The 26,134-nt window shown below is 69.3% G+C and carries 11 protein-coding genes; 9 read left to right on the top strand and 2 right to left on the bottom strand.

Annotated elements, in window-relative coordinates; translation table 11 throughout:
- Positions 1 to 347: 347 nt before the first annotated feature.
- Positions 348 to 2,513 carry a UvrD-helicase domain-containing protein gene (locus AB0E83_RS11445; RefSeq protein WP_362109058.1) on the bottom strand — a complete coding sequence of 722 codons (2,166 nt, stop codon included), beginning with the start codon at positions 2,511 to 2,513 and terminating at the stop codon, positions 348 to 350.
- Positions 2,514 to 2,599: 86 nt separating this feature from the next.
- Between AB0E83_RS11445 and AB0E83_RS11450 the strand changes: the two genes are divergently transcribed.
- The 9 genes from AB0E83_RS11450 (at position 2,600) to drmC (ending at position 22,979) form a co-directional block, all read left to right on the top strand.
- Positions 2,600 to 3,559, top strand: coding sequence for a serine/threonine-protein kinase (locus AB0E83_RS11450; protein WP_362109060.1), 960 nt, complete (start codon positions 2,600 to 2,602; stop codon positions 3,557 to 3,559).
- Positions 3,560 to 3,681: 122 nt separating this feature from the next.
- Positions 3,682 to 5,217: a serine/threonine-protein kinase gene (locus AB0E83_RS11455; RefSeq protein WP_362109062.1), complete on the top strand. Its 1,536-nt coding sequence runs from the start codon at positions 3,682 to 3,684 to the stop codon at positions 5,215 to 5,217.
- Positions 5,218 to 5,406: 189 nt separating this feature from the next.
- Positions 5,407 to 8,685, top strand: a complete 3,279-nt coding sequence (gene drmD, locus AB0E83_RS11460) for a DISARM system SNF2-like helicase DrmD (protein WP_362109064.1) — start codon at positions 5,407 to 5,409, stop codon at positions 8,683 to 8,685.
- A 35-nt stretch (positions 8,686 to 8,720) separates the two neighbouring features.
- Entirely contained in the window at positions 8,721 to 13,013 is a 4,293-nt protein-coding gene (locus tag AB0E83_RS11465) for a DNA methyltransferase (protein WP_362109066.1), read from the top strand.
- A 43-nt stretch (positions 13,014 to 13,056) separates the two neighbouring features.
- Entirely contained in the window at positions 13,057 to 14,691 is a 1,635-nt protein-coding gene (locus tag AB0E83_RS11470; protein ID WP_362109067.1) for a hypothetical protein, read from the top strand.
- A 54-nt stretch (positions 14,692 to 14,745) separates the two neighbouring features.
- Positions 14,746 to 16,338: a hypothetical protein gene (locus tag AB0E83_RS11475; protein ID WP_362109068.1), complete on the top strand. Its 1,593-nt coding sequence runs from the start codon at positions 14,746 to 14,748 to the stop codon at positions 16,336 to 16,338.
- A gap of 97 nt (positions 16,339 to 16,435) precedes the next feature.
- Positions 16,436 to 20,287, top strand: coding sequence for a DISARM system helicase DrmA (gene drmA / locus AB0E83_RS11480; RefSeq protein WP_362109070.1), 3,852 nt, complete (start codon positions 16,436 to 16,438; stop codon positions 20,285 to 20,287).
- Entirely contained in the window at positions 20,284 to 22,197 is a 1,914-nt protein-coding gene (locus AB0E83_RS11485) for a DUF1998 domain-containing protein (RefSeq protein ID WP_362109072.1), read from the top strand. Before drmA ends, AB0E83_RS11485 begins: the two co-directional genes overlap by 4 nt.
- A complete protein-coding gene (gene drmC / locus AB0E83_RS11490; protein ID WP_362109074.1) occupies positions 22,194 to 22,979 on the top strand; it encodes a DISARM system phospholipase D-like protein DrmC in 786 nt (261 codons plus the stop codon). The genes AB0E83_RS11485 and drmC overlap by 4 nt, the downstream gene beginning before the upstream one ends.
- Positions 22,980 to 23,047: 68 nt before the next feature.
- On the opposite strand, the gene AB0E83_RS11495 is transcribed toward drmC, so the two are convergent.
- On the bottom strand, positions 23,048 to 26,125 hold the full coding sequence (locus tag AB0E83_RS11495) for a DUF3962 domain-containing protein (RefSeq protein ID WP_362109076.1): 3,078 nt from the start codon (positions 26,123 to 26,125) through the stop codon (positions 23,048 to 23,050).
- Between the last annotated feature and the right edge of the window lie 9 nt (positions 26,126 to 26,134).

Below are 26,134 nucleotides of genomic sequence, written 5' to 3' on the forward strand. Positions count from 1 at the left end.
GGGGCCGTTTCAGATTCCTCTGAAACGGCCCCTCGACCCGCGACTTCGCAAAGTCGGGACGACAGGATTTGAACCTGCGACCCCTTGCCCCCAGGAGTGAGGGTTGGAAATATTTTCCAGATATAGAGGGATCAATCCGGACGCACATGGTGCACACAAAGGTCCGTCGTGCACCATGGCGCACACCGCGCGGCCCCCGACTGATCCCCACGAGCCCGGCGTCGCGCAAGCCACTCCCCCCGATCCCCGGGCATGGTCCCCCGCAGACACGACGGCCAGCCGCCGATGCACCGCCGACGACCATGGACTCCTCATCTCGACCCGATACGGGAAGCATCTTGCACAGCTCAGGGGTGATCGACTCTTTCAAGGAATCGGCTGGGCAATCCGTGGCACGAGACATGGAGTTCTTCTCGCGCTCGAGTGCAGGCCACGAAGAGGAGGCTCAGCTCCGAGGCCAGGTCTTCCCGGTACTGAAGGGGGTCCACCTCTGCGGGAGTGATCGCGGCACGCATCGGCACGATGCCTTCGGCGACACCCAGGACCGCGACACAGCGGAACTCGAGGCCCTTCATACGATGCATAGTGAAGATGCGGACCCCGGGTTCGTCGTCGGCCCGGTCCATGACAGCAGCCGGCACGCCGGCACGCCGCAGAGCGGCTTCGGCATCACGGCCGAGCTGTATGAAGCGCACGGCGACAGCTATGTCCTGCGGCGCGACTCCCGAATCGATCCAGTCCCGGATCCTGGCGACGGCCGCTTCTATCTCGGCCGGTTTCGTGCTGTGGATCTCCAAAGTGGGGCGCCTGCCGTGGAGGGCGGAGCGGTAGCCGGTGAGGGTCTCCTCGTCCGCAGCGTCCTCGGCGGCCGAAGGCCTGGCGGGAGGATCCGCCAGGGCGGTGGACCAGCGCAGGATTTCGTGGGTGGTGCGGTAGTTGATGCGCAAGCGGTGGGAGCGGCCGGTGACGTTGATACCGAGGGAACGCAGGGAGACACGGTTTCCGTAGATCCGCTGGTGGGAATCGCCCGCAATGAACAGGTCGTCGTTGCCCTCGGGCACCAGAGCACGCAGGAAGCGCCACTGAGCAGGGTGCAGATCCTGTGCTTCGTCGACGACGACGTGGCGGTACGGCGCGGCACTGCCATGGGAAGCAAGGAGACGGTGCGCCTCCGCACAGATCTGCAGGAAGGTCCATTCACCGGCCTGGCGCAGCTGCTGCTCGAAGGCGTCCACGGCTCGCCACACCTGGAGTCGTCTGGTGGGAGGCAGCGCGGTGCCGCGTCCCTGCCGAGACGCTTTGAGGTAGGCCTCGGGAGTGCGGATGTCCTGGGCCAGCACGATGTGGCGCCATTCCTGGTCGAAGAAGACGTCCGGCTGGGTCAGTCCGAGGCGGCCCGCAATGCGGGCCCAGCGGGCGGTGATCTCCTTCTGGTCGGTGAGGATCTTCAGCGGCCGGCCGCCACGGTGAGCACGGACCAGGTCGTACGCCAGGGAGTCGATGTTGGCGACAGTGATCTTCGCGCGGAGCCGGGGATCGGAAACGAGGAGCCCAAGGCTGCGTTCGAGATCGGCGGCGAGAGCACGGGTGTAGGTGGTGAGGAGGACAGCGCCGTCGGGGGCGTCCTGCGGCAGTCTCCGGGCCAGTTGGAGGGCGCGGTGCAGGGCGACCACCGTCTTACCAGTGCCCGGCCCTCCGGTGACCCTGACGGAGCCGCGGTAGGTCTCCTGGTAAGCGATGCGGTACTGGCTGGGATGGAGGAAGACCCGCCAGGCGTCGAAGGGACGTTCCAGGATGTCGCGCAGTTCGTCAGGTCCTGAGACGAGGGCGATGCGTCCGCGGGCGTGACGCATCGCCGTGCCGAAGGCGTCTTTCTCGCCGACGAGGGCCTCGGCCTCTTCGCAGGCCGCGGCCGCGGCGTGGGCCTGTACCACCTCGCTGTCGACCTGCTCCGGGGTCATCCCGCTGGCCAGACCGAAGAGCACGTCGTACTGCTGCTCGGGCAGGATGCGGCTCAAGGCCTCCAGATGATCCTCGTCCGGGATGAGCCGGACGATGGGGATGATCTCCTTCTCCACGCCGAGTGAGCGCAGCACCTTGTCCGGGTACTCCTCGACCGGGAAGAGCCGGGCGGGCTCCCGCCCCGCGAGCGTGCGGAGTTCTGCGGTCACGCGCTCCAGAGCCACGTCGTTGCGGATCTCGATGCCCTGACTGGCATCGTTGACCGAGGAACGATGGTGTGCCGCCCAGTCGTTGGCCTTGTCGTGTGGCAACACCTTCAGAAGCAGGTAGGTGTCGCCCTTCTCGGGCTTGAGGACGACACCGCGCCAGAAGTCGGTGATGCGGATGGTGCGGATGCTGGGGTCGCGCTGGTTGGTCAGCTTCTCCAGGTGGAGTCCGGCATGGGTGGCCGCCGCGAACTTCTCGAAGACTTCCGAGACTCGCTTCTGGACCTGTTTGTCCAACGTGACGAACTCCAGGAGGAAGTCTCGATGCATCCCCAGCTGTGCCACCGTGCTCCGGCCCCCGCTCCGCTTCCCAGCCACTCCCTCTCGGATAATCTCGATCACTGTACTGGCCCTCGGAGAGGAGCGAACAGGTGCGCCGAATCGAGAGCGGGTTGCGGCTGGGAGCCCGCTACGAACTCGTGCAGCCACTGGATTCGGGCTCCATGGGGCAGGTGTGGCGTGGACTCGATCTGCGGCTGAAGCGGCCGGTGGCGGTGAAGTTGGCCCTCCCCGGCCTGCCCGGCCATGGCTTCACCCCGGAGCAGGTCAGCCGGTTCGAACGCGAAGCCGAGGCCGCCGCAGGCCTGGACGCCGTCAACATCACGACGGTGTACGACGCCGGTACCGACGTCGGCGACGGGAGCGGGTCCCCACTGCACTGGCTGGTGATGCAGCTGGTGGACGGCGCCACCCTGGCGGACCTCCTCGCCGAGCAGGACGGCGGGCGGTTCGATCTACCCACCGCGACGGCGGTGGCGGCGCAGGTGTGTACGGCGCTCGCAGCGCTCCACAGCCGAGGGTTCGTGCACCGCGACCTGAAGCCGGAGAACGTGATGGTTCGCCGGGACGGGGTGGTCAAGGTGCTCGATTTCGGCCTGGTGAAGGTGCTGTCCGAGGCCGGTCCGCGGTTGACCGCGACGGGCGAGTGCCTGGGCAACCTGTGGTTCGCGTCGCCGGAGATGCTCCTCGGCTCCCGCGATCTGGACGGCCGCAGCGATTTGTATGCCGTCGGCTGTCTGCTCCACACCATGCTGGCCGGGGCCCCACCGTTCCCCTCGAAGGTGCCGATGGCCGTTTTCGAAGGACATACGGAGCTGCCGCCCCCGCCCCTCGCCCCTCTCGATGTCACGGTTCCGCAGGAAGTACAGGAGCTGGTGTCGGGGCTGCTGGCCAAGGATCGGGAGAAGCGGCCGGCGTCGGCCGCCGAGGTGTACCGGCTGCTGATGCCGTGGCTTCCACGTCCCGTGCCGGGAAGGGGGGAGGGGTGGTTCGACGAGGCGGAGGATCCACGCCGCCCCTATGCGCTGCCGCAGGCACCGTTCCCTCTGTGAACCCGTGGGAGCAGCCACCCGTCCGGGCTCGCGACTCAGTGTGACAGCGCGGGTACGAGCAGGCGACAATGCGGCCACCGGCATGAACGGGGTGGCCCGGGGCATCGGCGAGTGGAGCAGTGGTGGGGGAAGCGATCGACGGGCGGTATCGCCTGGGGGACATGCTCGGACAGGGCGGCATGGGCGCTGTGTGGCGTGCCCGGGATCTGCTGCTGGACCGGGATGTCGCGGTGAAGCGGTTGCTGCTGACCGGGTTGTCGGGAGACGACGAGGCCATGCAGCGCTTCGCCCGCGAGGCCAAGCTGACGGCTCGGATCGCACACCCTTCGGTGCCCGCTGTCCACGACTGGGGAACCGACGGCGGCCCGCACGCCCCGGGGCCGTACCTGGTGATGGAGCTGGTGCGGGGCAAGGACCTGCACCGCCTGCTCAAGGAGGGGCGCGGCTTCTCCGCCGCCGAGGCCGCCGACATCACCGTTCAGATCGCCGACGCGCTGGTCCACGCCCACCACCGCGATGTCGTGCACCGGGATCTGAAGCCGTCCAATGTGATGCTCACCGAGGACGGCCGGGTGAAGGTGATGGACTTCGGGATCGCCGCCGCCGTCCGGCCCGGTGCGAGCGACCCGCGGATCACCGGGACGGGCGGCATGCCCGGCACCCCAGGGTTCATCTCTCCCGAACAGATCCAGGGCGCACAGGCCACTCCGCGCAGCGATCTGTACGCGCTCGGCTGCCTGCTTTACGAGGTGCTCACCGGCAAGCCGCCCTTCACCGCCGAGAGCCCCTGGTCCCTGATGTCCCTGCATGTACGGGAACCTGCGCCGTCCGTGGCGGAGAGCCGCAGCGACCTCCCCGGAGAGCTGGTCGCCCTGGTGGCCCGCCTCCTTCTGAAGGAACCGGAGAACCGGCCGTCCACCGCCGAGGTGCGCGCCCTGGCGCGCCGGTGTGCCGCCACGGCCCACGCGCCCGCTCCCGCGCCCGCCCCCACGCTCGTCGAGGCGCCCGCGCCTGTGCCCGCACCCGTCCCTGGGACGGCGGTCGCCCCCACCGTCACCGCCCCCGGCGTCCGGGCTCCGGCATTCCTGCCGCGCACCGAGCCCGGCGCGCCCGCGTCACCGAGGACGGCCCGGATTCCCGCTCCGGCCGGCCTGCTCGACCCGCAGCAGCGGCATTCCCCGTCCGCTCCCCCGCGTCTGGCCGGACCGGTGGGCGAGGCCGTCTCGGTGTCGGACCGGCTGCGGCACTGCCAGGACCTTTTCGACGGAGAACGGTTCTCCGACGCCTACGCGGCTTTCCATCGGCTCGGCGCCGAGCTTCGGCGCGGCCGCCCGAAGGCCGACCGGGACGTCCTGGCCTGCCGCGCCGGTGTCGCCGCGTGCCTGGCCATGCTCGGCAAGTCGGCGGAGGCCCTTGCCGATTTCGACGCGCTGCTGTCGGTCCAGGAGCACGTCTTCGGCACGACGGGCCGGGAACCGCTCGACACCCGTTTCCGTATCGCGGAGCTGAGAGCCGCCATGGGGCAGACTCGGGCGGCACGTGAGCTGCTTGCGGACCTTCGCGACCGACAGGCGGCGGTCCTGGCCGACGACGACGAGAGGCACACGCGCGTCATCGGCTTGCTGAGGCGCCTGGACCGAGTGCTGGGCACGGCATGAACCCCCGGAGGCAACCCACTCATTGCCGGTGAACTAAGTTCACAGATAACATGTGGAGTGGCGCTGTTCTCGGCGACCTGGCGGATGCGTACGCCCGAAATGCGTACGCTGTCGGCAGCGGTTCTCGCGCCTCGCCGCAGATGACACGTACGCCCCACCGAACCCGAACGACGACAAGGCGGAACATTGATGGTGCGCACCGGCGGGCCGACCGACCCCGGGGCCGTCTCGGTATCCGAGCGGCTCCCGAACGAGGGCGAACTGGTGGAGGTACGCGGTCAAAACTGGGTGGTCGCCCGGGTCGATCCGTCAGTCCGCCGTGAGCTCCGGGAAGACCGGCAGGACGGCACCGCCGTCGAGGCCCCCACCGCACTCTCCGCCCGTGCCGCCACCCTGGTCCACCTGGAGTCGGTCGCCGACGGCCGCTTCGGCGACACCCTTTCAGTGATATGGGAGGTGGAACCGGGCCGCCGGATCCTCGACCGAGGCTCCCTTCCCGACGTCTCCACCGGCCGTTTCGACGCCCCCGGCCGGCTGGCGGCGTTCCTGGACGCGGTGCGTTGGTCCGCTGTCGCCTCCGCCGATGTACGCACCCTCCAGGCGCCCTTCCGGTCCGGCGTCGCCGTCGAGCCGTACCAGCTGGAGCCGGTCGCCCGAGCGGTACGCGCCCCTCGTGTGAACCTTCTCCTCGCCGACGACGTCGGCCTCGGCAAGACCATCGAAGCCGGCCTGGTCGTGCAGGAACTGCTGCTGCGCGGCCGTGCCCAGCGCGCGATGATCGTCTGCCCGGCGGGGCTGACTCTGAAGTGGCGCGACGAGATGGCCGAGAAGTTCGGCCTCGACTTCACCATCGTCGACGCCGCGGCCTGTGCCCGTCTGCGTCGCACCCACGGTTCGGCCGCCAACCCGTTCCGGGTGCACCCGCTGACCATCGTCTCGCTGCCCTGGCTGCGCGGTCCCAAGGCCCAGCGCCTGCTCGACGAGGTGCTGCCCACCGGGGAGAAGGCCCCGCAGGAGTCCGACGGCCAGCGCTTCTTCGACCTCCTCGTGCTCGACGAGGCGCATCACGTCGCCCCGGCCGCGCCCAAGCAGGTCTACGCGGTCGACTCCCAGCAGACCAAGCTGATCCGCCGCCTCGTCCCTCACTTCGAGCACCGTCTGTTCCTCTCCGCGACGCCGCACAACGGCTACTCCGAGTCCTACACCGCGCTCCTGGAGCTCATCGACGACCAGCGATTCATGCGCGGTGTCGACCCCGACGACGAGGCCCGCAAGGAGACGGTGGTCCGTCGTCTGAAGTCACAGATCCGCAACCCGGACGGCAGTCCCCGCTTCCCCGTGCGGCACACCCGCGAGATCCCCGTGGACTACACGGAGGTGGAACGGGAGGTCCACGGCCTGCTCTCGTCCTTCGCCGACCTGCGCAAGCGCCGGATGGCACCGAAGGCGCGCGGTGGCCGACGCGCGGCAGACCTGGTGACTCTGCTGCTCAAGAAGCGTCTCTTCTCCTCCCCGGTCGCCTTCCTGCACACCGTACGGATCTACCTCTCCCATCTGGAGGAGACCGGAGGACGCGCTCGCACCGCTGCGGAGAACGTCCCGGAGTGGCTGGAGGAGCTGCACGACCTGGTCGCCGACCTCGACGACGAGGAGCTGCTGGGCGTCGAGGACGACGCGCTGACCCGGTCCACCAGCCTCACGCCGGAGGAGGACAGCCAAGAGCTGGAACTCCTGCGCTCCATGGAGAACTGGGCCGTCACCCACGAGGCCTCCCCGGACTCGAAGGCCGACGAGCTGATCGTCATGCTCAAGGCGGTCTGCATCCCGGACGGGCGGTTCTGGACCAACGAACGCGTCGTCGTCTTCACCGAGTACCGCGACACCCAGCGCTGGCTGGTGGATCTGCTGCGCCAGCAGGGACTCACCGACGGTGGCCGGGTCTCCCAGTTGCACGGCGGCATGAACGCCGAGGAGCGCGAAGAGGTCCGCCTCGCCTTCCAGGCCGACCCGGCCACCGAAGAGGGCCGGGTGCGCATTCTGATCGCCACCGACGCCGCCGGCGAAGGCATCGACCTCCAGAAGCACTGTCACCGCCTGGTCAACTACGACATCCCCTTCAACCCGAACAAGCTGGAACAGCGCATCGGCCGCGTGGACCGGTGGGGCCAGAAGCGCGATGTGGAGATCACCCACTTCATCGGCTCGGGCTGGGAACGCGCCTCAGCCGGCTCCTACGAGGCCGACCTGGAGTTCCTCTCCCGGGTCGCCCAGAAGATCGCCAAGACCGAGAAGGACCTCGGTGAGGTCAACGCCGTCCTCGCCGACGCGGTGCAGCGCCGGATGAGCGGCGACCACTCCCCCGTCGACATCGAGAACGCCAAGGCCCGGGCGATCCCCGGTCGCCGCACCGGCGGCACCATCGCTCCCGAGCAGAACGTCACCGGGCAGTCCGAGCGTCTCGCCGAGCAGTACGACAAGACCCGGGACGTGCTCGGCCTCTCCCCCGGCAACATCAAGCGGGTGGTGGACGCCGCGCTCGACCTCAGCCACCAGCTCCCTCTCGTCCAGCACTTCACCGAGAACTTCGACCAGCCGCTGTGGGAGGTGCCGCCCCTTTCGGGCACCTGGGAGCGCGCCACCCGGGGTCTGGCCCACAAGCTGCGTCCCGGCGAACACCGCCCGATCACCTTCGACCCGCTGGTCGCCGCCCAGGGCCGCGACGACGTGGTGCTCGCCCACCTGCGGCACCCTCTGGTGGCACTGTCCACCCGGCTTTTGACCGCCGCCGTGTGGAACGCGGACGCCGTGGGCCTCAACCGGGCCGCCGCCGTCGTCAGCGACGACCCCCGGGTGCAGACCACCATGGTCTCCGCCTACGCTCGCTACGTCCTGGTCGGCGCAGACGGCACCCGTCTGCACGAGGAAGTGCTGTGGGCCGGCGGCTGGTTCGGCGACACCGGCCGTTTCCGCCGCTGGGAGTCGGTGAACGCCCAGGGCGAAGTCCTGGCCGCTGCCCTGGACTCCGGCACCGACGCGTCCTCCTTCCTCGGACCCGAGCTCGCCGACACCTGGTCGCGGTTGGAACGGCCGCTGTACGACTCCTTGACCGCCCGTGCCCGCGAGCGTGGGGACTCGCTGAAGGACCGCCTCGCCGAGCGCCGCGCCGAGGACGAGAAGCGGATCACCGCCACTCTGGACCGGTTCGAGGCCGGTCTGCGCACCAAGCTCAAGGAGGAGGGTGACGACCAGGGCGAACAGATCGCCCTCTTCGGCTCCCGAGAGATCAGCGCCGCCGAACAGCGCCAGTACCAGCAGGACCGCGAGCGCTGGCAGCAGCGTCTGGAGAACCTGCCTGCCGAGCGCGAGCGCGAAATCGCCCGGATCGCCGACCGCTACCACGAGCCGCGCGCCCACCTCTTCCCTGCTGCCGTCGTCTTCGTGATCCCCGCAAAGGAAGCCCGCCGATGAGTGCCCGCCGTACCTCCCGCACCGCCTCCAGGGGCATGGCCATCGCCCTGGCCAAGGCACGCGACGGCCGCGGACAGCACCAACGGTGGCTGGACCTCACCGAGGTCTCCGGTCCCTTCCTCACCATGCCGGTGCTCCTGGAGGCCTGGCCCCAGCTGGATCCCCTGGAGAAGGAGGAGCGCCCCAAGCTCAGGGCCCGCCATGCCGACTGGCAGGACGACACCACCGCCGGCCGTGACGAGTGGGTCGGGTACGTACTGCGTTCCCTGCTGGAGTGGGGCGACGCGCTGACCCTGCGGCGCGGCGACGGTGCTGCCGGCGACCTCGTCCTCGACTCCCTCGCCCTGCCCGTCCCGGAGCACGACACCGCCGTCCGCCCGGATTTCGCCCTCTCCGAGCCGGGCGCCCCACTGGCCGGCGAGCCGGACGCCGACTCCGCCGCCAAGCGGGTCCGTCTCCTCGGTCTGGTCCTGCCGACGGGCACGGCGCCGAACGCACGGGTGCCGCACGACGACTGGGCCGCCACTCCTGCCGATCGCCTCGCCCGCCTCTGCCGGCATCATGACGTACCGCTGGGTCTGGCCACCGACGGTCGCTGGTGGTGCCTGGTGTGGGCACCGATCGGCGGCGTGACCACGACCGCCGTGTTCGACGCGATCGGCTGGGGCGAGGCTGCCGAGCGGGACGTCGTCCGGGCGTTCCGCTCCCTCCTCTCGCGCCGCCGGTTCTTCTCGTTCGACGAGCCGGAGACCCTGGTCGGCCTGCTGAAGAAGAGCCTCGCCGCCGGTGACGACGTCACCGACGCGCTCGGCGTCCAGGTGCGGCAGGCCGTGGAGCTGCTGGTGGACGCGATAGGGCGTGCGGACGTACGCGCCGTGGAGAAGGGCGCGCCCGGCCTCCGGGCCGAGGGGGTGGCAGCGCGGGACGTGTACCGCGGCGCAGTCGCGGTGATGATGCGGATCGTCTTCCTCTTCTACGCCGAGGAGCGCGGCCTGCTCCCCTCCGACAACCCGGTGTACGCCCAGTCCTACTCGGCCCGCTTCCTGCGCGACGAACTCAAGCAGCGCGCGGACGCGGACGGCGAGGACTCCCTGGAGCACACCACCTCCGCCTGGCACCGCCTCATCGCCCTCTTCCACGCCGTGCACGGCGGCGTGGACCACCCCCAGCTGCGCCTGCCCGCCTACGACGGCTCGATCTTCGACCCGCGCACCTATCCGTGGCTGGAGTCCCGCTCTCCCCTGCTGCCGATCGACGACCGCACCGTCCTGCACATGCTGCAGTCGGTGCAGGAGGTCCACGTCGGCTCCGGAAAGGACCGCGAGGTCCGCACGCTGTCGTTCCGCGCGCTGGACGTCGAGCAGATCGGTTACGTGTACGAGGGTCTGCTCTCGTACGGGGGTGAGCGCGCCGTCGAACCGATGGTCGGCCTCATCGGCCCGGCCGGCAGCGAGCACGAGGTACCGCTGCGGGAACTGGAGGCACTGGCCGCGCAGACGCGCGAGCCGAAGGCCCTGGCGAAGAAGATCCGCGAGCAGTGGAAGGAGCCGAAGCCGCCGGCCTCGGAGTCGGCCCTGGCGAAGGCGCTGGGTCCCTTCAAGGATGTCGAGGAGCAGGCGGAGGCACGTCGACTCCTCCAGGCGGTGACGCGCGACGCCGCACTGACCGAGCGCCTGATGCCCTTCTTCCGCATCATCCGCCGGGACCTGCGGGGGCTGCCGGTGGTCATCCACTCCGGCGCGCTCTTCGTCACCGAGTCGGCGCTCCGCAAGAACACCGGGACTCACTACACCCCTCGTTTCCTCGCCGAGGACGTGGTCCGGCACGCTCTGGAGCCGTTGGTGTACAGGGTTGGGCCCCTTCAGACGGCGGACGAGTCGAAGTGGGAGCCGAAGTCGGCTGAGGAAATCCTGGAGCTGAAGGTCGCCGACATCGCGATGGGCTCGGCCGCGTTCCTCGTCGCCGCTTGCCGCTACCTGGGAGACCGGCTCGTCGAGGCCTGGGCACGGGAGGGCGACGAGCGGGCGGTCGCTTTCCGGGAAGGGCGCGCGGTGGAGGCGGTGACGGCAGCCGACGCCGAGTCGGACCCGGTGGTCACCGAGGCCCGTCGGGAGATCATCGAGCACTGTCTGTACGGGGCGGACATCAATCCGATGGCCGTGGAGATGGCCAAGCTGTCGCTATGGCTGGTCTCCATGGACCCGAAGCGTCCCTTCACCTTCCTGGATGACCGGCTGGTGGCCGGCGACTCGCTGCTGGGCATCTCCAGCATGGAGCAGATCGCGGGCCTCCACCTCAAGCCGAAGCGCCAGGACGACGTCTGGGCGGCGGACGCCCGGGCCCGCGTCGACGCGCTGACGCGCGAGCGCCTCGCCATCACGGCCATCAAGGGCGTCGACCTGGAGGCGCTGCGCAGGAAGCGGGAACGGCTCGCCGAGGTCAACCAGCACGCGGAACGGCTGCGGCTGGTCGGTGACTTGTTGGTGGGCGCGGGGCTGGGGACGTGCGCGTCGGGGCGGATGCCCTGGTACGAGCGCGACGCCGGCGAGGACGCCGAACGGTTGCGTGACCTGTTCCCCTACGCGGCGCAGCTCGCGGCGGCGGTCGTTGCGGACGGGGTAGCCGACAACGCGGAAACAGTGCAGGTGGCGCGGGAGACGGCCCGGGACTGGCTGGCGGCGGAACTGCCGGACGACGGGCTGGAGCGGACGCCGTTGCACTGGCCGCTGGTGTTTCCTGAGGTGTTCACGGAGCGGGGAGGCTTTGACGCGATCGTCGGGAACCCACCGTTTCTGGGCGGGCAGAAGCTGACGGGAGCCATGGGCGAGGCATACCGCGAATACCTCGTCGAGTACCCAGCGAAGGGGCGCCGCGGCAGCGCCGACCTGGTCGCATACTTCGAGCTGCGCGCGCACGAAATGCTCAACAGCGGAGGCCAGACTGGTTTCGTCGCCACCAATACCCTTGCGCAGGGCGACAGCCGCGAGGTGGGCCTCGACCAGTTGGAGCGGGCGGGGGTCGTCATTCGCAGGGCAGTGAAGAGCGCCCCGTGGCCATCCCGCTCCGCCCAACTTGAATATTGCGCAGTGTGGACCAGCTGCGCCGCACTGGGCGGCGACGCCGTCGCCGTACTCGGCGGACAGGCCGTTTCCGCTGGGATCTCTACGTCCCTCACCCCCGCAACCCGACAGGCGTCGTGGGGCGAGTCCCTGACTTTGAACTCTGCTGTCGCATTTCAGGGCTCTAACATCCTTGGCCTGGGATTCACGCTCCCCGAGGACGAAGCCCGCGCCTGGATCGCAGAGGACGAGCGGTATGCGGAGGTGTTGTTTCCATACCTCAACGGGCAAGACATTAATCAGAACGTGGGACACTCCACGGATCGATGGGTCATCAACTTCCAAACATGGCCACGTGAGAAGGCAGCGGAGTATCCCAAGGCCTACGAAAAGGCCGTTAGGGATGTAAAGCCAGAGCGTGCGCAGAACAACGACAAGTCGCGTCGTGAGATCTGGTGGCGTTTCACCCGCCCGGCAATGGATCTTCAAGAAGCCATCGTCGGCCTTGACCGGTGCATCGTCATCGCCCTCGTCAGCAAGTCCGTGATGCCGGCCATGGTCCCGACGGGGCAGGTTTTCAGTCACGCGCTCGGAGTGTTCGCCTCTACCGACTTTGCCCTATTCGCACTTCTCAGTAGCACCCTCCACTATTGGTGGGCCATCGACCGTGCCTCCACCATGAAGGGCGACCTCCGCTACACCCCCACCGACGTCTTCGAAACCCTCGTCCGCCCCCCACTCACCGAGCGCCTCCGTACCGCCGGCACCCGCCTCGACTCCTACCGTCGCGACCTTATGCTGCGCCGCAACATCGGCCTCACCGACACCTACAACCTGGTCCACTCCGCCGCCTGCCAGGACGCCGACATCGTCGAACTCCGCCGCATCCACGTGGAGATCGATCAGGCCACCGTCGAGGCCTACGGCTGGCTGGACCTCCTGGACGAGTCGGGCGCGACCGAACCCACCGATCCCACCCACGTCCGCGTGCCCCTCGATCACGGGTTCCACGACACCGACCAGGGCCCCCGCTACACCATCGGCCTGCTCGCCCGAACCGAGATCATCGACCGGCTTCGCCAGCTCAACCATCAGGCGTATGCCGACGAGGTCTACCTCGGTCTCCACAAGAAGCCGAAGAGCCACCCGGACATGCCTTCGCCCTCCCAAGAGGCGATCCGCAAGAAGGCCGAAGGGCGTAACCGCTCCGCCGAACCCCTCAACTTCGAGGACGGCAGCATCGAACGGTCGGACGGCATGATCTTCTGAACGGGTTCGGCTCCCGGCCCACTCCATCCTGCAAGAGGTCTCCTTGTCCACGATGTCCTCTGCCGACCACCGTCTCGTCCAGACGGCGGTGGTCGGCTCGCCCGGCTCGGACCATCCGGTGATTCTTCCGATGGATGCCCACGAGCTAAGCCGCTGGCGCTCCCTGCACCCCTCGTACACCTACTACTGCGGTATCCAACTCGGCGGTTGCGGCTGGAAGCTGACCGACAAGTTGTACGGCGACAGGGTCTGCCACTTCGCCCACGTCGAGGGCGGTCCGACCTGCACCCGTACCGCCCTCGGCGAGTCCAGCGCGGACCACCTCTTCGTCAAGCGCGGCATACGCCGCCTCATGGACCGTCACAAGATGCGCGGCACTGTCGAGACTCGCGACTTGGGCACAGGGCCCGGCGATGTGGTGGAGGTCCGCATTCCCGGAGCGCGCCGTCGTCTCCGCTTCCAGTTCTCCCCGCTCGACTACGGGAGTTGGCGGGATTCCACGCCCGCACCGGGCGAGGAGATCGACTCGGTCGACTGGTTCTTCGGCTCCGACGGCCCTCTGACGAAGAACCTCCTCGACCGCCACAGCTACACGCTCCGGTTCCGTCTGGACACCCATGGCGGCGAGCGCCGCGTGTCGGTCGGTGCCCACTACCGCGACGAGCCCGCCGTGAGCGCCTGGACACCACTCGACGCTTGCGAACTTCGGCCTGAGGGCCTGTGGACGCCTGCCGTCGAGAAGATCCGTAAAGCCCCGCCCGCGCTCCGCGCTGCCGGCTTTCCGCTCCAGTCCGGCTTCGTCTTCGCCTTCGCTCCGGAGGCCCCGGTCCCTGACTCGTTCCGCTTCGGCGAACCCGGGCGCCGTCTCGTCATGGCCGATGTGAAGCCGGTCGCCAGCCCCATCATCCGGGCGGTGCTCTCCCTGCCCGACGATATCGAGATCGCGCTCTCGGGGCATGTCTACCGCTCGCCCGAGCACGCACGCCTCCTCGTCACCGAGTCCGGCACCTGGGCCGTCCGTCTCGACCGCTACGTCCGCCTCAACGCCAACGAGGCCGACCGGACGGGCCTCGCCCGCATCGCTCCAAGAACCGTCGCCCCGGTACTTCCCAAGTCCCGTCAGCAGAGTTCGGAATCTCCCAAGATCAAGGCGATCCGAGATCCTCGCGAAGCACGTCCCAACAAGCGGCGAGGTCAGCCCGCTGCCACCCCTTCCGTCCGTCAAGCCGAGGCGCCCACGACATCCTCCTACATGCTGCCTCGCATGGACGCCATCTCTCGAACCCGCCGACTGCTTCGCCGCGCCGCTGCTGAGCAGGAAACGATCGCATGGCGGAATGTCGCTGCCGGCCTGGGGCGTCCCTACAGGGAACTCTCTGGAACGAGTCTCGTCGACTTCCTCGCCCAGGTCGACTCACCGCTCTGGGCCAACACGCCCGTGCTCACCGCTTTGCTCACCGAGAACGATGGGCCTCTGAGCTGCTTCCCAGACGTCCTCAGGAAGCTCGGGGTCCAGGGCGCTTCGAGGCTCTCGCCCACCTCACCGGCACTCAGGCGGTGGATCCAGCGTGAACGCGAACGCGCCTTCGCCATGCAAACAACGCCGAGGCCACCGCTTCCTCCTCGCATCGCCCTCAACGCGGGGGCGCGACGACGGAAGTCCCGCAACAGGGTGTAGGTGGCCGAGCATCGAGCTGTACGACAGAAACAGAATCGACCACAGGGGGCAGCAATGGACCAGTTCGAGGCGTCGAGGGCCAGTTGGTTCATGACGACGTACGGGAGCGTGGCCGAGGTTCTCGACCTGCTCTCTCCCGAGATCGCGACGATGATCCCCGACGACCTCGGACCGAAACGCCTGGTCGCGGCCACCGCGCTCGCCCAGCTCGCGCAGATGGATACTCAAGGTCAGGCCCCCGGGACCGCCGCCGACTTCCTGGAGCGGCTCTCCGGAGGAATGGCGTACCAGGGCGAGCGACCGTTCGCAGCCGTGCTGGAGCTGTGGGGTGCTTTGCGACAGCCGACGATCTCCCTGCTGCACGCCTGGTGGCGGGTGCCGCTCGGTGAAGGGCTGCTCGCTTTCTGGGCTGAGCGGCGGGCGGCGGTCACGGGATGGTCGCGGGTCCATGCCGAGCTGCGCGAGCGGTGGTCGATCGACACCGACCAGATCTGGCGGCGCAACCTCTCCGGGTCCGAAGAGACCCACAACTGGTGTGGTTTCTTCGAGGCGCTCGACGCCAACGTGACGGACCCGAACCACGCCCGGTTGGGTCGGGCTCTTCTCACCGGGTTCGACGGCCTTGAGGAGGAGATCGAGCAGATGGCGTCCGAGCGCGGTGATGCTCTCGCGCGCGCCCCCCACCTGGACCACGTCCACCGCATGCGCTGTCTCGCAGCCGGGATCGGAGAGGTGGCGCGGCTCAACGCGGACGGGCTGGGAAGCGTCGGGCTCTCGCCCGAGGAGCGGGACCTCAAGGCTGCGCTCACCGATATCCACCGGGTTGCCGAGCTGTACTCGGACTGGGTGAACAAGACATTCGCTCCCGGCCTCACCCCTCTGGAACGTGCCCTCCTCGACCTGGGCGGTGAGGAGGCCCAGAAGGCCGATGCCTACCTCGATGCGTTCGCAGAAGTGATGTGCGTCCCGGCCGTCGGAGCCCCGGACACCCCGGTGTTCGGCGAAGTGGACTTCGCCGGACTCGCGCCTCACGAGCGCCCCGACGTGCCGGCACCCCGGTGGATGGCTCTGGCTGCCGACGCCCTCACCAGCTCGCCCTTCGGGGCAGCCATGGACGCGGCCTCGCAACCCTGGTGGATCTTCGCGGTGGAGAGTGGATTGATGTCGGCGGCCGCCTTGGAGTTCAAGAGTGACGGGGCGGTGCGGATGGGATGCCTCGATGCCGAGAGCGTCAACGATCTCATCGTGCGGTTCCCTGCTGGGCATCCCTATGAGCGCACCCTCGCGATGCGTTTCCAGTACGACGAGAACGACCCGCTGTCCATGTGCCATCTGCTTACCCTGTCCCGTACCGGTCGGACCAGGTTGGCGTTTCTTGCGCAAGGACGCGGCGGATGGAAGGTGCTGCGCCTGGTGGGCCTCCCCGTACAGGACGAACTCGCCACGCTGATGCGCCGCAAGGCCGTCGCCGAGCTGGACCGGCTCACCGGCCGGAGCCCGGAACGGCTCCGCCGGCACCTCGAGGACTTCATCGGCCCCCACGCCACCCCCAAGAACAAGAAGCAGAAGGAAAAGCCGCAACGTCCCCCGGCGCCTGCCGAGTCCGTGGACAGCGCGCTGTTCCCGCTTCCGGACGCCCTCTTCTGAGTCCTCTTGTCAGACCCCGCCGGTAGCCTCGATCTCGGCGGGATGCCCTCCTCCCACCCTTCACCGCACCCTTCGCACCCTCGCAGAAAGGCCCTTGATGGCGACGCAGTCCTCCGCCGCGGGCGACACCCCCCACCCGATCGACAACGTGCCCCAGACGTTCAAGAACGGCGACTCCTACGACGTGCGCGACGGCCTGGAGAAATACATCTCCCAAGACCTGCTCGGCCCGTGGGACGGAGACAGTGAGGAACTGCCGCCGCACTCGGCCGGCCCTCGTGACCGGTACCTGGTCGGCATGCTCGGGCCGCGTCCCGACTCCTCCGAGACCCGCGAGAAGATCGCACGGGCAGCCGCGCAGAGCGCGGACAGCGAGGAGAGCGGCGATGAGGGGCAAGAGGAGAGCGGGGGGCTGTCCGAGCGGCTCACCCCTCAGGCCGCCGGCCGGATCTGGGCGTCCTCGATGGGGCTGTCGTTCGTCGTTCCGGTGTCGGTCGGCCTGCTCGGGGTCACGGCCCGCTGGGGCAAGTACAGCCTCACCGAGCAGGTGGGGGAGAACGGGCGGATCGCCCGCGTCTGGGGCCGGGAGCCGATCGAGCGGCCCGAAGACATCGACGTCACGGTGACCGGCGGACGCACCCTCGTCCTCGACGGGGACAAGGACTCGGGTGTTCATCTCGACGTACAGGTACGGGAGCGCGACTCCGGAACCAGCGGCGAAGACCTGCGCGTCGTGGAGGTGGCACTGGTCAATCGCCAACCGGAGGGCGTCGGGCGGGAGCGCGACAGCCAGTGGTTGTTCCAGACGAGCCTGGAGGTGGTTGCCTTCCCCGATGGGAAGGCCGCGGTCTTCCAGCCCATCGACGACCCGCTCGACCCCCGCTCCGCCGACCCCTATGAGGACGAGGCCGAGGAGCGGCGGCTGCGTCTCCTCTACCGTGACGAGCTGCGCCACGCCCTGGGACGCAATGTCGCCGTGCATGCCGACGTCCGCGCCGGTGAGCGTCATGCCCATCGGCTTCGCACCACCTGGCTTCCCACCTACGACGTGCGTGCGACCACTGCGCCCACCGACCGCGAGCAGCCACTGCTGTCAGGCCTCGAACTCGGGATGGACGAACTGGCGGCGCTGGCCGTGCCCGCCCGGCGTGCCGAGCTGAGCGCGGCGCTCGCCCCACTGGCCGACGGCTACCACGAGTGGCTTGCCGAGCAGCGGGCCAAGGCCCGATCGCTCCCCGAGGATCTACGGCGGGCCGCCGAGGCGGCAGTGGACGAGGCTCAGGACGTCTGTCATCGGATCGCCTTCGGTGTCGCGACCCTGGAGACCGACGATGACGCCCTCGCCGCGTTCCGTTTCGCCAACCGGGCGATGGCGCTTCAGCGCCGCAACTCGGACATCGCCGCCGCCCGTACGGGACGGGAGACCGAGGACGCCTCCTATCGCGAGGCGTACGCAAAGGTACACGGCCAGGGCAAGGAAGGAGCGAGCTGGCGTCCGTTCCAGCTGGCGTTCGTGCTGCTGAACCTGGCCTCGCTCAGCAGGCCCGACCATCCGCACCGGTCCACCAGCCGCGAGTCCCTCGTCGACCTGCTGTTCTTCCCGACCGGTGGCGGCAAGACCGAGGCATACCTGGGCCTCACCGCCTTCACGTTCGCACTGCGCCGCCTCCAGGGGGTCGTCGGCACCGGAACCGATGGGCGGGACGGCAGCGGCGGTGTCTCCGTCCTCATGCGGTACACACTGCGTCTGCTCACCGCCCAGCAGTTCCAGCGGGCGGCCGCCCTGATGACCGCCTGTGAGGTACTGCGCCGGGAGGAGGTCGAGCGGGACGCCCGCTGGGGCGAGACGCCGTTCCGGATCGGCCTGTGGGTGGGTACCGGTGTGTCTCCGAACTGGTTCGAGGAGGCGCGGGACCAGATCGCCGGTGCCAGGGAGTCCGCGAGTGACAAGCACGCCCGGGTCATCCAGGTCCTCACCTGCCCCTGGTGCGGGCAGGGTCTCACCGCAGGCAAGAACATGAAGGCCGACGAGGAGAGGCGCCGGGTACTCCTGTTCTGCGGCCGGTCCGAGGGCGAGGACCGGTGCCCCTTCTCGTACCGGAAGAAGGGTGACGAGGGCATCCCCGTCCTCACTGTGGACGAGGAGATCTACCGGCTGGCGCCGGCCATGGTCATCGCCACGGTCGACAAGTTCGCCCAGCTGCCCTGGAACGGGTACGCGGGTTCCCTGTTCGGCCGGGTGTCCGACTGGTGCCCGCGTCACGGGTACCGGCATGCCGATCTCGACGAGAAGACCGGCTGCGGTGGCCGCCACAACAAGAAGGGCGAGCTCCCCGCCACCGTGTCTCAGCCCGTCGGCCGACTGCGGCCGCCGGACCTGATCATTCAGGACGAGCTGCACCTGATCTCCGGTTCCCTCGGCACCACCGTCGGCCTCTTCGAATCGGCCGTCGACCAGCTCTGCACCTGGACGTACACCGCTCCGGACGGCACCGCGCACGAGGTCGGACCCAAGATCGTCGCTTCCACCGCGACCACCAAGCGTGCCGCGGAGCAGGTCCTCGGGGTCTTCGGACGACGGGTGACGGTCTTCCCCCCTCAGGTCCTCGACATCGGCGACACCTTCTTCTCACTGCGTGTGGAGGCCTCCCGCGAGCAGCCGGGCCGCCGGTACCTCGGCATCTGTGCCCACGGCACGCGACTCAAGGCAGCCGAGATCCGGGTCGCGGAGATCCTGCTGCTGGCCGCCCAGCAGCAGTTCGACGACTACGGTGCGCCCGCCGACCCGTACATGACGCTCGTCGGATACTTCAACGCCACCCGTGAACTCGCTGGTATGCGGCGGTACATGGACGACGACATCACCACCCGGATCCGTACCGGAGGCACACGGCGCGGGGTGCAGAAGCTGGCCAACCGGCTGCCTGTTCGCACCCGAATGCTGTCGGTCCTGGAGCTCACTTCGCGCATCTCGTCGTCCGACATCGGCCAGGCACTGAAGAAGCTGGAAACGCCCTTCGACCCGGAGCTGGACACCACCACGCGGCGAGAAGCCCTGCAGGCGGAGTTCGTGGCGGCGGCCAAGGAGAAGCGCAGTCCCCGAGTCCCTGTGGAGCATGCCTTCAGTCACGCGGTCGACACCGTTCTCGCCACGTCGATGCTCCAGGTCGGTGTGGACGTCTCCCGGTTCGGGCTGATGCTGGTGGTCGGACAGCCGAAGAACACCGCTGAGTACATCCAGGCGTCCTCGCGGGTCGGCCGGGACCGCAAGCGCCCCGGTCTGGTGGTGACTCTCTACAACTGGTCCCGGCCGCGCGACCTCGCCCACTTCGAGGACTTCGGGCACTATCACGCCACCTTCTATCGGCAGGTGGAGGCGCTGTCCGTCACTCCGTACTCGCGGCGAGCACTCGACCGTGGCACCGCCGCAACGTATCTCGCGGCGCTCCGCCAGGCCGAGGCGGACACCTCCCGCAACACGGACGCCCATGACGTCGATCTGTTCGGACCGGCCGCTTCGCGGGTGGATGCCCGGCTCCTCGAACGGGCGGAGCGGGTCGGCGGCACCAAGGCACGCGGATATCTGAAGGAGCGCATCGACACCCTCAAAGACGCTTGGGCGGAGGAACGCCTGAAGGGCGGCATCCTCGGCTATCGGACAGCCAAGGCCAAGGACACGAACGTCCACGGCCTGATCCACCGCGCCGACGGCTCGAAGTGGGACGTCCTGACCGTCCCCATGTCGATGCGCGAGACGGAGAACGAGATCAACCTGCTGCTCCCGGCCGGCGGGAACCTCGTGGATCAGCCCACCTACGGGGGGCCCGAATGGACCTTCCGACCTGGTGACGGCGGGGGCACGGGTGGTGACGGGGCGGGCGAGCCCGTCGATGCCGATGAGTTCGGACGGGCCGAGGGGACGCCGGCGAAGGAACGGGGACGACGATGAGCACGAATTACTACCGACGGGTTGGTACGGCCCGGCCCAGCCATCTGATGTACACGGCCGGCATCGGCTCGTTGGTCGACCTGCCCAACTTCTCGGTGCTCGTCAAGGGGTTGGAAGCCTGGAGCCACGCCGGCCTGGGCGGCGCCGAGTACATCCTCGACGAGCCCCGGCTGCGCACCGCTGTCAACCGGCGACTCCAACTGTTCGGCAACCAGCAGGTGACCGAGCTGCGGACCGCCCCGTGGCAGGCCGGCAGTGACACCGATGCCAAGGGATGGCACGTTCAGGGCACCGGGGTGCCGGTGACACCGTTTCCCCAGTGGATGCGCTGCACCCGCTGCAACCTCCTCGCTCCCATCGACAGCGAGGCGTTCGAGCTGCGCAACAACAATCCGCGCGCCCCGCACGAGGCCCAGTTCGTGCACGTCCAGTGTGTGACGCGCGGACGTGCCCCGCTCGCGGTCACCGCGCGCTTCACCCTGGCCTGTGTCAACGGACACCTGGACGAGTTCCCGTACGCGCACTTCGTACACCGCGGCCAGCAGTGCGCCAAGAGCCCGCGACCGCTGCTGAGAATGAACGATCACGGTGGCAACGTCGCTGCCAATGTGTCCTTGCAGTGCGCGGCTTGCCAGGAAAAGCGCAACATCCGTGACGCGATGGGTGAGCGCGGCGCCCGCGAACTACCGCGCTGCCGGGGTCGGCATCCGCATCTGGCTTCCTTCGACTCCGACGGGTGTGACGAGGACGCGGTGCTGATGGTCGCGGGCGCGTCCAATCAGTGGTTCCCGCTGACCATGAGCACCCTCGCACTGCCGCCGGCACCTGACGCGGGCCTGGACAAGGTACTGGACGCACGCTGGGCGGACGTCCAGCAGATCGCCACGCCGGAGCTCTTCGACGCCTTCTCCCAGGCGCCGATGTACAGCTTCCTCAAGGAGTACGACCGGGACGCGTTCGTGGCCGCCGTCAAGGCCCGACTCTCCGGCGACAGCGAGAAGGACTCCGCGGACTCGGGTGCTCCCGACCTTCTCGGCCCCGAGTGGGAAGTCCTGGCGGGCGACCGGCTGCCCACACCGTCCGACGACTTCACCATAGAGGAGACCGACGTCACCGGACCGACCGGCGAGCTGTTCGCCGCTGTCCGGCAGGTCCAGCGGCTCCGTGAGGTCCGGGCACAGATCGGCTTCACCCGTCTCGACGCCCCCGACCCCGACAACCCGCAGATCGCCCGACCGGTGCGGCTTTGGCGGGCCCCGCTGAACTGGGTGCCCGCCAGCGAGGTTCGCGGCGAGGGCATCTTCCTGCGGGTGCGTGAGGACGTGTTGGGGCCGTGGGTCGAACGGATGGCGAAGTCCGAGATCATGGCGGCACACCGGGAGGCGTACCAGCGGTTCCGGGAGAACCGCCGCTCGGGCCGGCTCACCGCGAGTGCCGAGTTCGACTCCATGGCAGGCTGGCCGGGCGAGCGCTACCTCGCCCTGCACACTCTGTCGCATGCCCTGATCCGCACCATCGCCCTGGAGTGCGGATACAGCTCAGCCAGTCTGGCCGAACGCATCTACGCAGGTGACGAGGGAGAGCCTCGGGCGGGAATCCTGCTGTACACCGCTGTACCGGACTCCGAGGGAACGCTGGGCGGCCTCGTGTCGCTGGCCGAGTCCCCCCACTTCGACCGGATCGTGCGACGGGCGCTCAAAGATGCCGGACGCTGTTCCTCGGACCCTCTGTGCTCCGAGCGGCTGCCCCGCACGCCGGCCGACTATCTGCATGGCGCCGCGTGCCACGCCTGTCTGTTCGTCTCCGAGACGACCTGCGAGCGCGGTAACCGGTACCTCGATCGACGTTTCCTCGTCCCCCTCAACGACGACGCCGACGAAGTGCTCACTCCGGCCACCCTGCTACCGTGAGCCGGCTCGCCTTCGAACGCGCGGCCGAGCAGGCCGCCTTGCTGCTCGGCCAGGTCCGAACCAAGGATCTGGCCGGGCTGCTCGCACGCGGCCGGGGCATGGAGCACGCGTTGCTCGCTCTTCCCCAGGCCGCTTTCAGCGAGGCCCTGCACTCCTTGTTCCGCGCCGCTGAGCAGGACCGGGTGCCGCTGCCGGAAGCAGCCGCCTATCTGCGCGGCTTCGCAGCCGGGTCGCGATCCGCACAGGACGCGACGGAGGTACGGACGGTGTGGAGCGGCCCCGCCACCCCGGGCGTGCCGGTGCGCTCCACCGCCCGTGTCCTGGTGGAACTGGTGACCGGCGCTCGACGGGAGCTGCTCGCCATGACCTACTCGGCCCGTCCGTACGCCCCGCTGACCACGGCGCTGACCGACGCCGTCGCCCGGGGGGTGGAGGCGCACGTGGTGGTCGAGACACGCACGGGCGCGGGCGGTCTGCTCGACGGACCGGAGCCGGCCGCCGCGTTCCGTTCCGTACCGGGAATACGGCTGTGGCACTGGGCCGCCGAGGCGCGAAAGGAGCGGGGCGCCCGACAGCACGCCAAACTTGCGGTCGCCGACCGGCGGACTCTGTTGGTGGGCAGTGCCAACCTCACAGAGTCCGGGGTGAGGCGAAACATCGAAGCCGGTGTGCTGGTCACCGGCGGGACCGCGCCCGAGCGTGCCGCGGAGCACATCAGGTCGTTGCAGCGCCGGGGGGTACTTGTCCCGTTGGCACCCGACGGTTCCGGCTGGCCCCCATGACGCGACCGGCTGCGGGGGCGGATCATGATCATGATCCGCCCCCGTAGTCGTATGCCGTTGACCGGCCGTCAGGCGTCGAAGAGCGAGAGCTGCCCCTCCTCCTCGTGTTCGTCCAGCTCCTCCCACTCGTCGATCTGCACAGGTGTGTCGAGCCCCGCCGCCCCCTGCGTCGCGGGGTCCGCGTCATCGAGGGGGTCGCCGACAGCGCAGGAGTCGTTCGGTCCGTCCGCCGTGGCCTCGACGAGGGTGGGCAGGACGTATTCCTGGGCGAGTCCGGCAAGGTGCAACGGGAGGGGGTGGGCCAGTGCCTGGGGGTAGTCCGGCGGCTGGCGCAGCAGGTGCACGGCCATGGCGAGCGCCTCGGGGTCGTCGCCGTCGTCGGTGTGGCAGCCGAGTACGGCGAGTTCGACGAGGCCGGGCATCCAGGCCGGGGTGCCGGTGTCCACCGTCGGTTCGCCCTTGCGCTTGCCCTGGGTGATCAGGCGGGGGGCAAGCTTGTCGGCCTGGACGGCGGAGTCGCGGAACTGCACCGGCTTCGGAGTGGTGCTGTAGAAGACACGGCCGGAAGGGGACTCCTCGGGGACCCACAGGTGGGTCCCGATGCCGTTGGGTCCGTCACCCGGGTTGATGCCCCACCACTGCGCGGTCTCGCGTCCAGTGGCGGTGCGTACGCGAACCAGACGCAGATCGGGATGGAGCCGCCGGGCCGGGGCGCGACCATCACGCAGACGGTCGGGCTCAGTCCGGCCGTCCTGCAGCCATGTCCAGTGCGAGCGCGCGTTGACGGCATCGGCGAGGAGCATCGTCGGGGCGCGGTGCAGCGTCGGACGGATCGCCTGCAGCCACTCCTCCGCTTCGCGTCGCTGCTGTTCCCGGTCCTTGTGCCAGCTCCCCCGCCGGGCGGGAGCGGCACCGTCCTCCTCTGTACGTGGAGCAGGCAGGTGGGGGGTGACCTCGGCAAGGCGGGTGAGTCTCAGCAGCATCTTCGGGTACGGCACCCACGCGCCGGCTCCCCCGTCGGCCAGCCGGTCCCATCCCTCGACCCGGGCGAGTCCGCTGCCCTGTCCCTTCGGGGTGACTAGGACTGCCACCGGTTCGTGTGCGGGCCAGCGATTGCGCGACGTGCGGTTCTTGCGCACCATCCACACGGCCGCGTACCGCAGGCCCTCGGGAAGCCCTTCGGTCAGGGCGTGTTCGGGGTGGACCCGGGCACCGAGCTGGCGCAGACCGTCGTCCCAGGCCATCAGGGCGCGATGGGCCATGTTGCCGACCGAGTTGTACCCCTTGACCTTCTGTGGCAGTGCGATGAACTGGGTGACAAAGCCGGCGTCCGCGCAGCCCAGCCGCAGGGCGAACTTGGGGTCGGCGCCGCGACCGAAGTCTTCGGCGCGGGCGAGCTCCACGAGGGCGAGACCGGGTGCGTCGCCGGTGCGGTCGCCGGTGAGCCAGTCCGCGGTCGCCGTCCGGCGGGCGTGGACGGCTGCCGCGACCGCGTCGCGGCTGGGGCGGTGTCCGCCCGTGGGAAGGTCGAGGCCGGCGGTCAGAGCGGTTCCACTGCGCTCCCCCGTGCGTACGACCGGCCGTAGGCAGCGAACACGCACGGTCAGTTCGGGGCTGTGCCACTCGTGCACGACAGGGTTTCCGGGTGCGGCGGCCTCGTATGCCGACTCGTCGAAGTCACTGCCCCCGGTCCCCAGGCCCTCAAGCCCCAGCCGGTGCCGGAGGGCTTCGAGCGCGGCGTCACGCAGATCGGCTGTCTGCCACAGCAGACGTGCCTCCAGCACAGGTCGGCCAAAGGCATCGGAGGGGGAATAGGCCGCAAGCGCGTAGGCGGCTGCGGCCCGGCGCTCCGCGCAACGGCGGGCTTCCTCGTCTTCCTTGAACTCCTTCTTCACCGTGGCCGGCGGCGCGTTGACGGGCTTCGGCCCGGAGAGTCGGGAGTTCTCCATCGGACGGGCGGCACGGAGCTCCTCGGGCAGGGCGGCTTCGGCCCATGCTGTCAGTTGTGAGCACTGGTGCGCCATGAAGCCCGTTCCGACCTCATGGCGCCCCATGGCGGGCCGGTGGACGATCGCGGCCCTCATGCCCTGGGTGAGCCACTGTTCGGGATCGGTGAGGAGGGCCTCTGCGTCGGGGAAGACCTCTCCGATCGCGAGGCCGGCGAGGAGCTGCGCCGGGCCACCGTTCACCCACGTGTCGGAAAAGGCACTGGTCTCCCGGTCCCTGATGCGCTTGAGACGAGCCACCGCGTACCGCTCGCTCAGCGGTACGCCCGGTAGCACCGGCACCTTCGGGCGGAGCAGGACCGTGGTGGCCGAGCCCCAGGGCAGCCGGAGCCGGTGTCCGCCGCCGTCGACGGCGGCACGCCGGGTGGCCCAGCGGCGGACCGTCCAGTGCAGGTGGAAGCGGGGCAGCGGATCGAACGGCACTGTCTGCAGAGCGATGTTGAGGACGACGGAGAACCAGCCGGTGCCCTTTCCGGGCTCGGGCTCGTACGGGAGGGGCTGGGAGACCAGTTCGGCCCCTTTGTCCCGGCGCCCTCGCGGCATCGCCCGGAAATGCAGACTGCCGCCCTCGTACGGGTAGGGGCCGAGGGCCAGGATCCGGCGGGCGAGCCAGTCCGGGGTGAGTGTGAACTGGTCGGGGTCGACGCAAGCGGTGCCGCCCGGCGTCTGCTTGCGGGGCAGCAGTTCACGGGTGACGTGCTCCCACCGCGGCGGGTGGGCTCGCAGCTCGGCGCGTACGTCCTTCAGCAAAGCCCGGTACTCGGGGTCCAGGGCGAGGTCGGGTCGGAGCTCGCCGAGCCAGCGGTCCACCAACGTGGTGAGCACCTGTGGGGGCAACGGATCGGGAACGTCCTCGGAGGCGTAGAGCCAGCGGGCGGGTTCCCCGTCCTCACGCTGGTGGAAGGGGCGGGGCATGACCAGGACGTCGGGGGCGTATGCCTGGAGGACCTGTTCGAGGCGGTAGGTGGGGGCCGTCCGCCAAGCGGTGTCCGCCGAGTCGCGGCCGACGTTGCAGAGGCCGAGGACGGCATCGCGCCATTCCTCGGGGAACGGCAGGGCGCGGTAGCGGGCGCTGTGGGAAGCGTCGGAGTCGGTGGGAAGCCAGGTGGCCGTGCCGATGTGACGGTAGTTCACGGGCATGGGAGGACT

Origin of the sequence: Streptomyces sp. NPDC035033 (genome assembly GCF_040636735.1) — a bacterium.
Classification (GTDB): domain Bacteria; phylum Actinomycetota; class Actinomycetes; order Streptomycetales; family Streptomycetaceae; genus Streptomyces.

Bases quoted from the DNA above. Each gene is read 5' to 3' on its own strand.
- drmD (WP_362109064.1), top strand. From the start codon at position 5,407: ATGGTGCGCACCGGCGGGCCGACCGACCCCGGGGCCGTCTCGGTATCC.
- AB0E83_RS11465 (WP_362109066.1), top strand. From the start codon at position 8,721: ATGGCCATCGCCCTGGCCAAGGCACGCGACGGCCGCGGACAGCACCAA.
- AB0E83_RS11475 (WP_362109068.1), top strand. From the start codon at position 14,746: ATGGACCAGTTCGAGGCGTCGAGGGCCAGTTGGTTCATGACGACGTAC.
- drmA (WP_362109070.1), top strand. From the start codon at position 16,436: ATGGCGACGCAGTCCTCCGCCGCGGGCGACACCCCCCACCCGATCGAC.
- AB0E83_RS11485 (WP_362109072.1), top strand. From the start codon at position 20,284: ATGAGCACGAATTACTACCGACGGGTTGGTACGGCCCGGCCCAGCCAT.
- AB0E83_RS11495 (WP_362109076.1), bottom strand. From the start codon at position 26,125: ATGCCCGTGAACTACCGTCACATCGGCACGGCCACCTGGCTTCCCACC.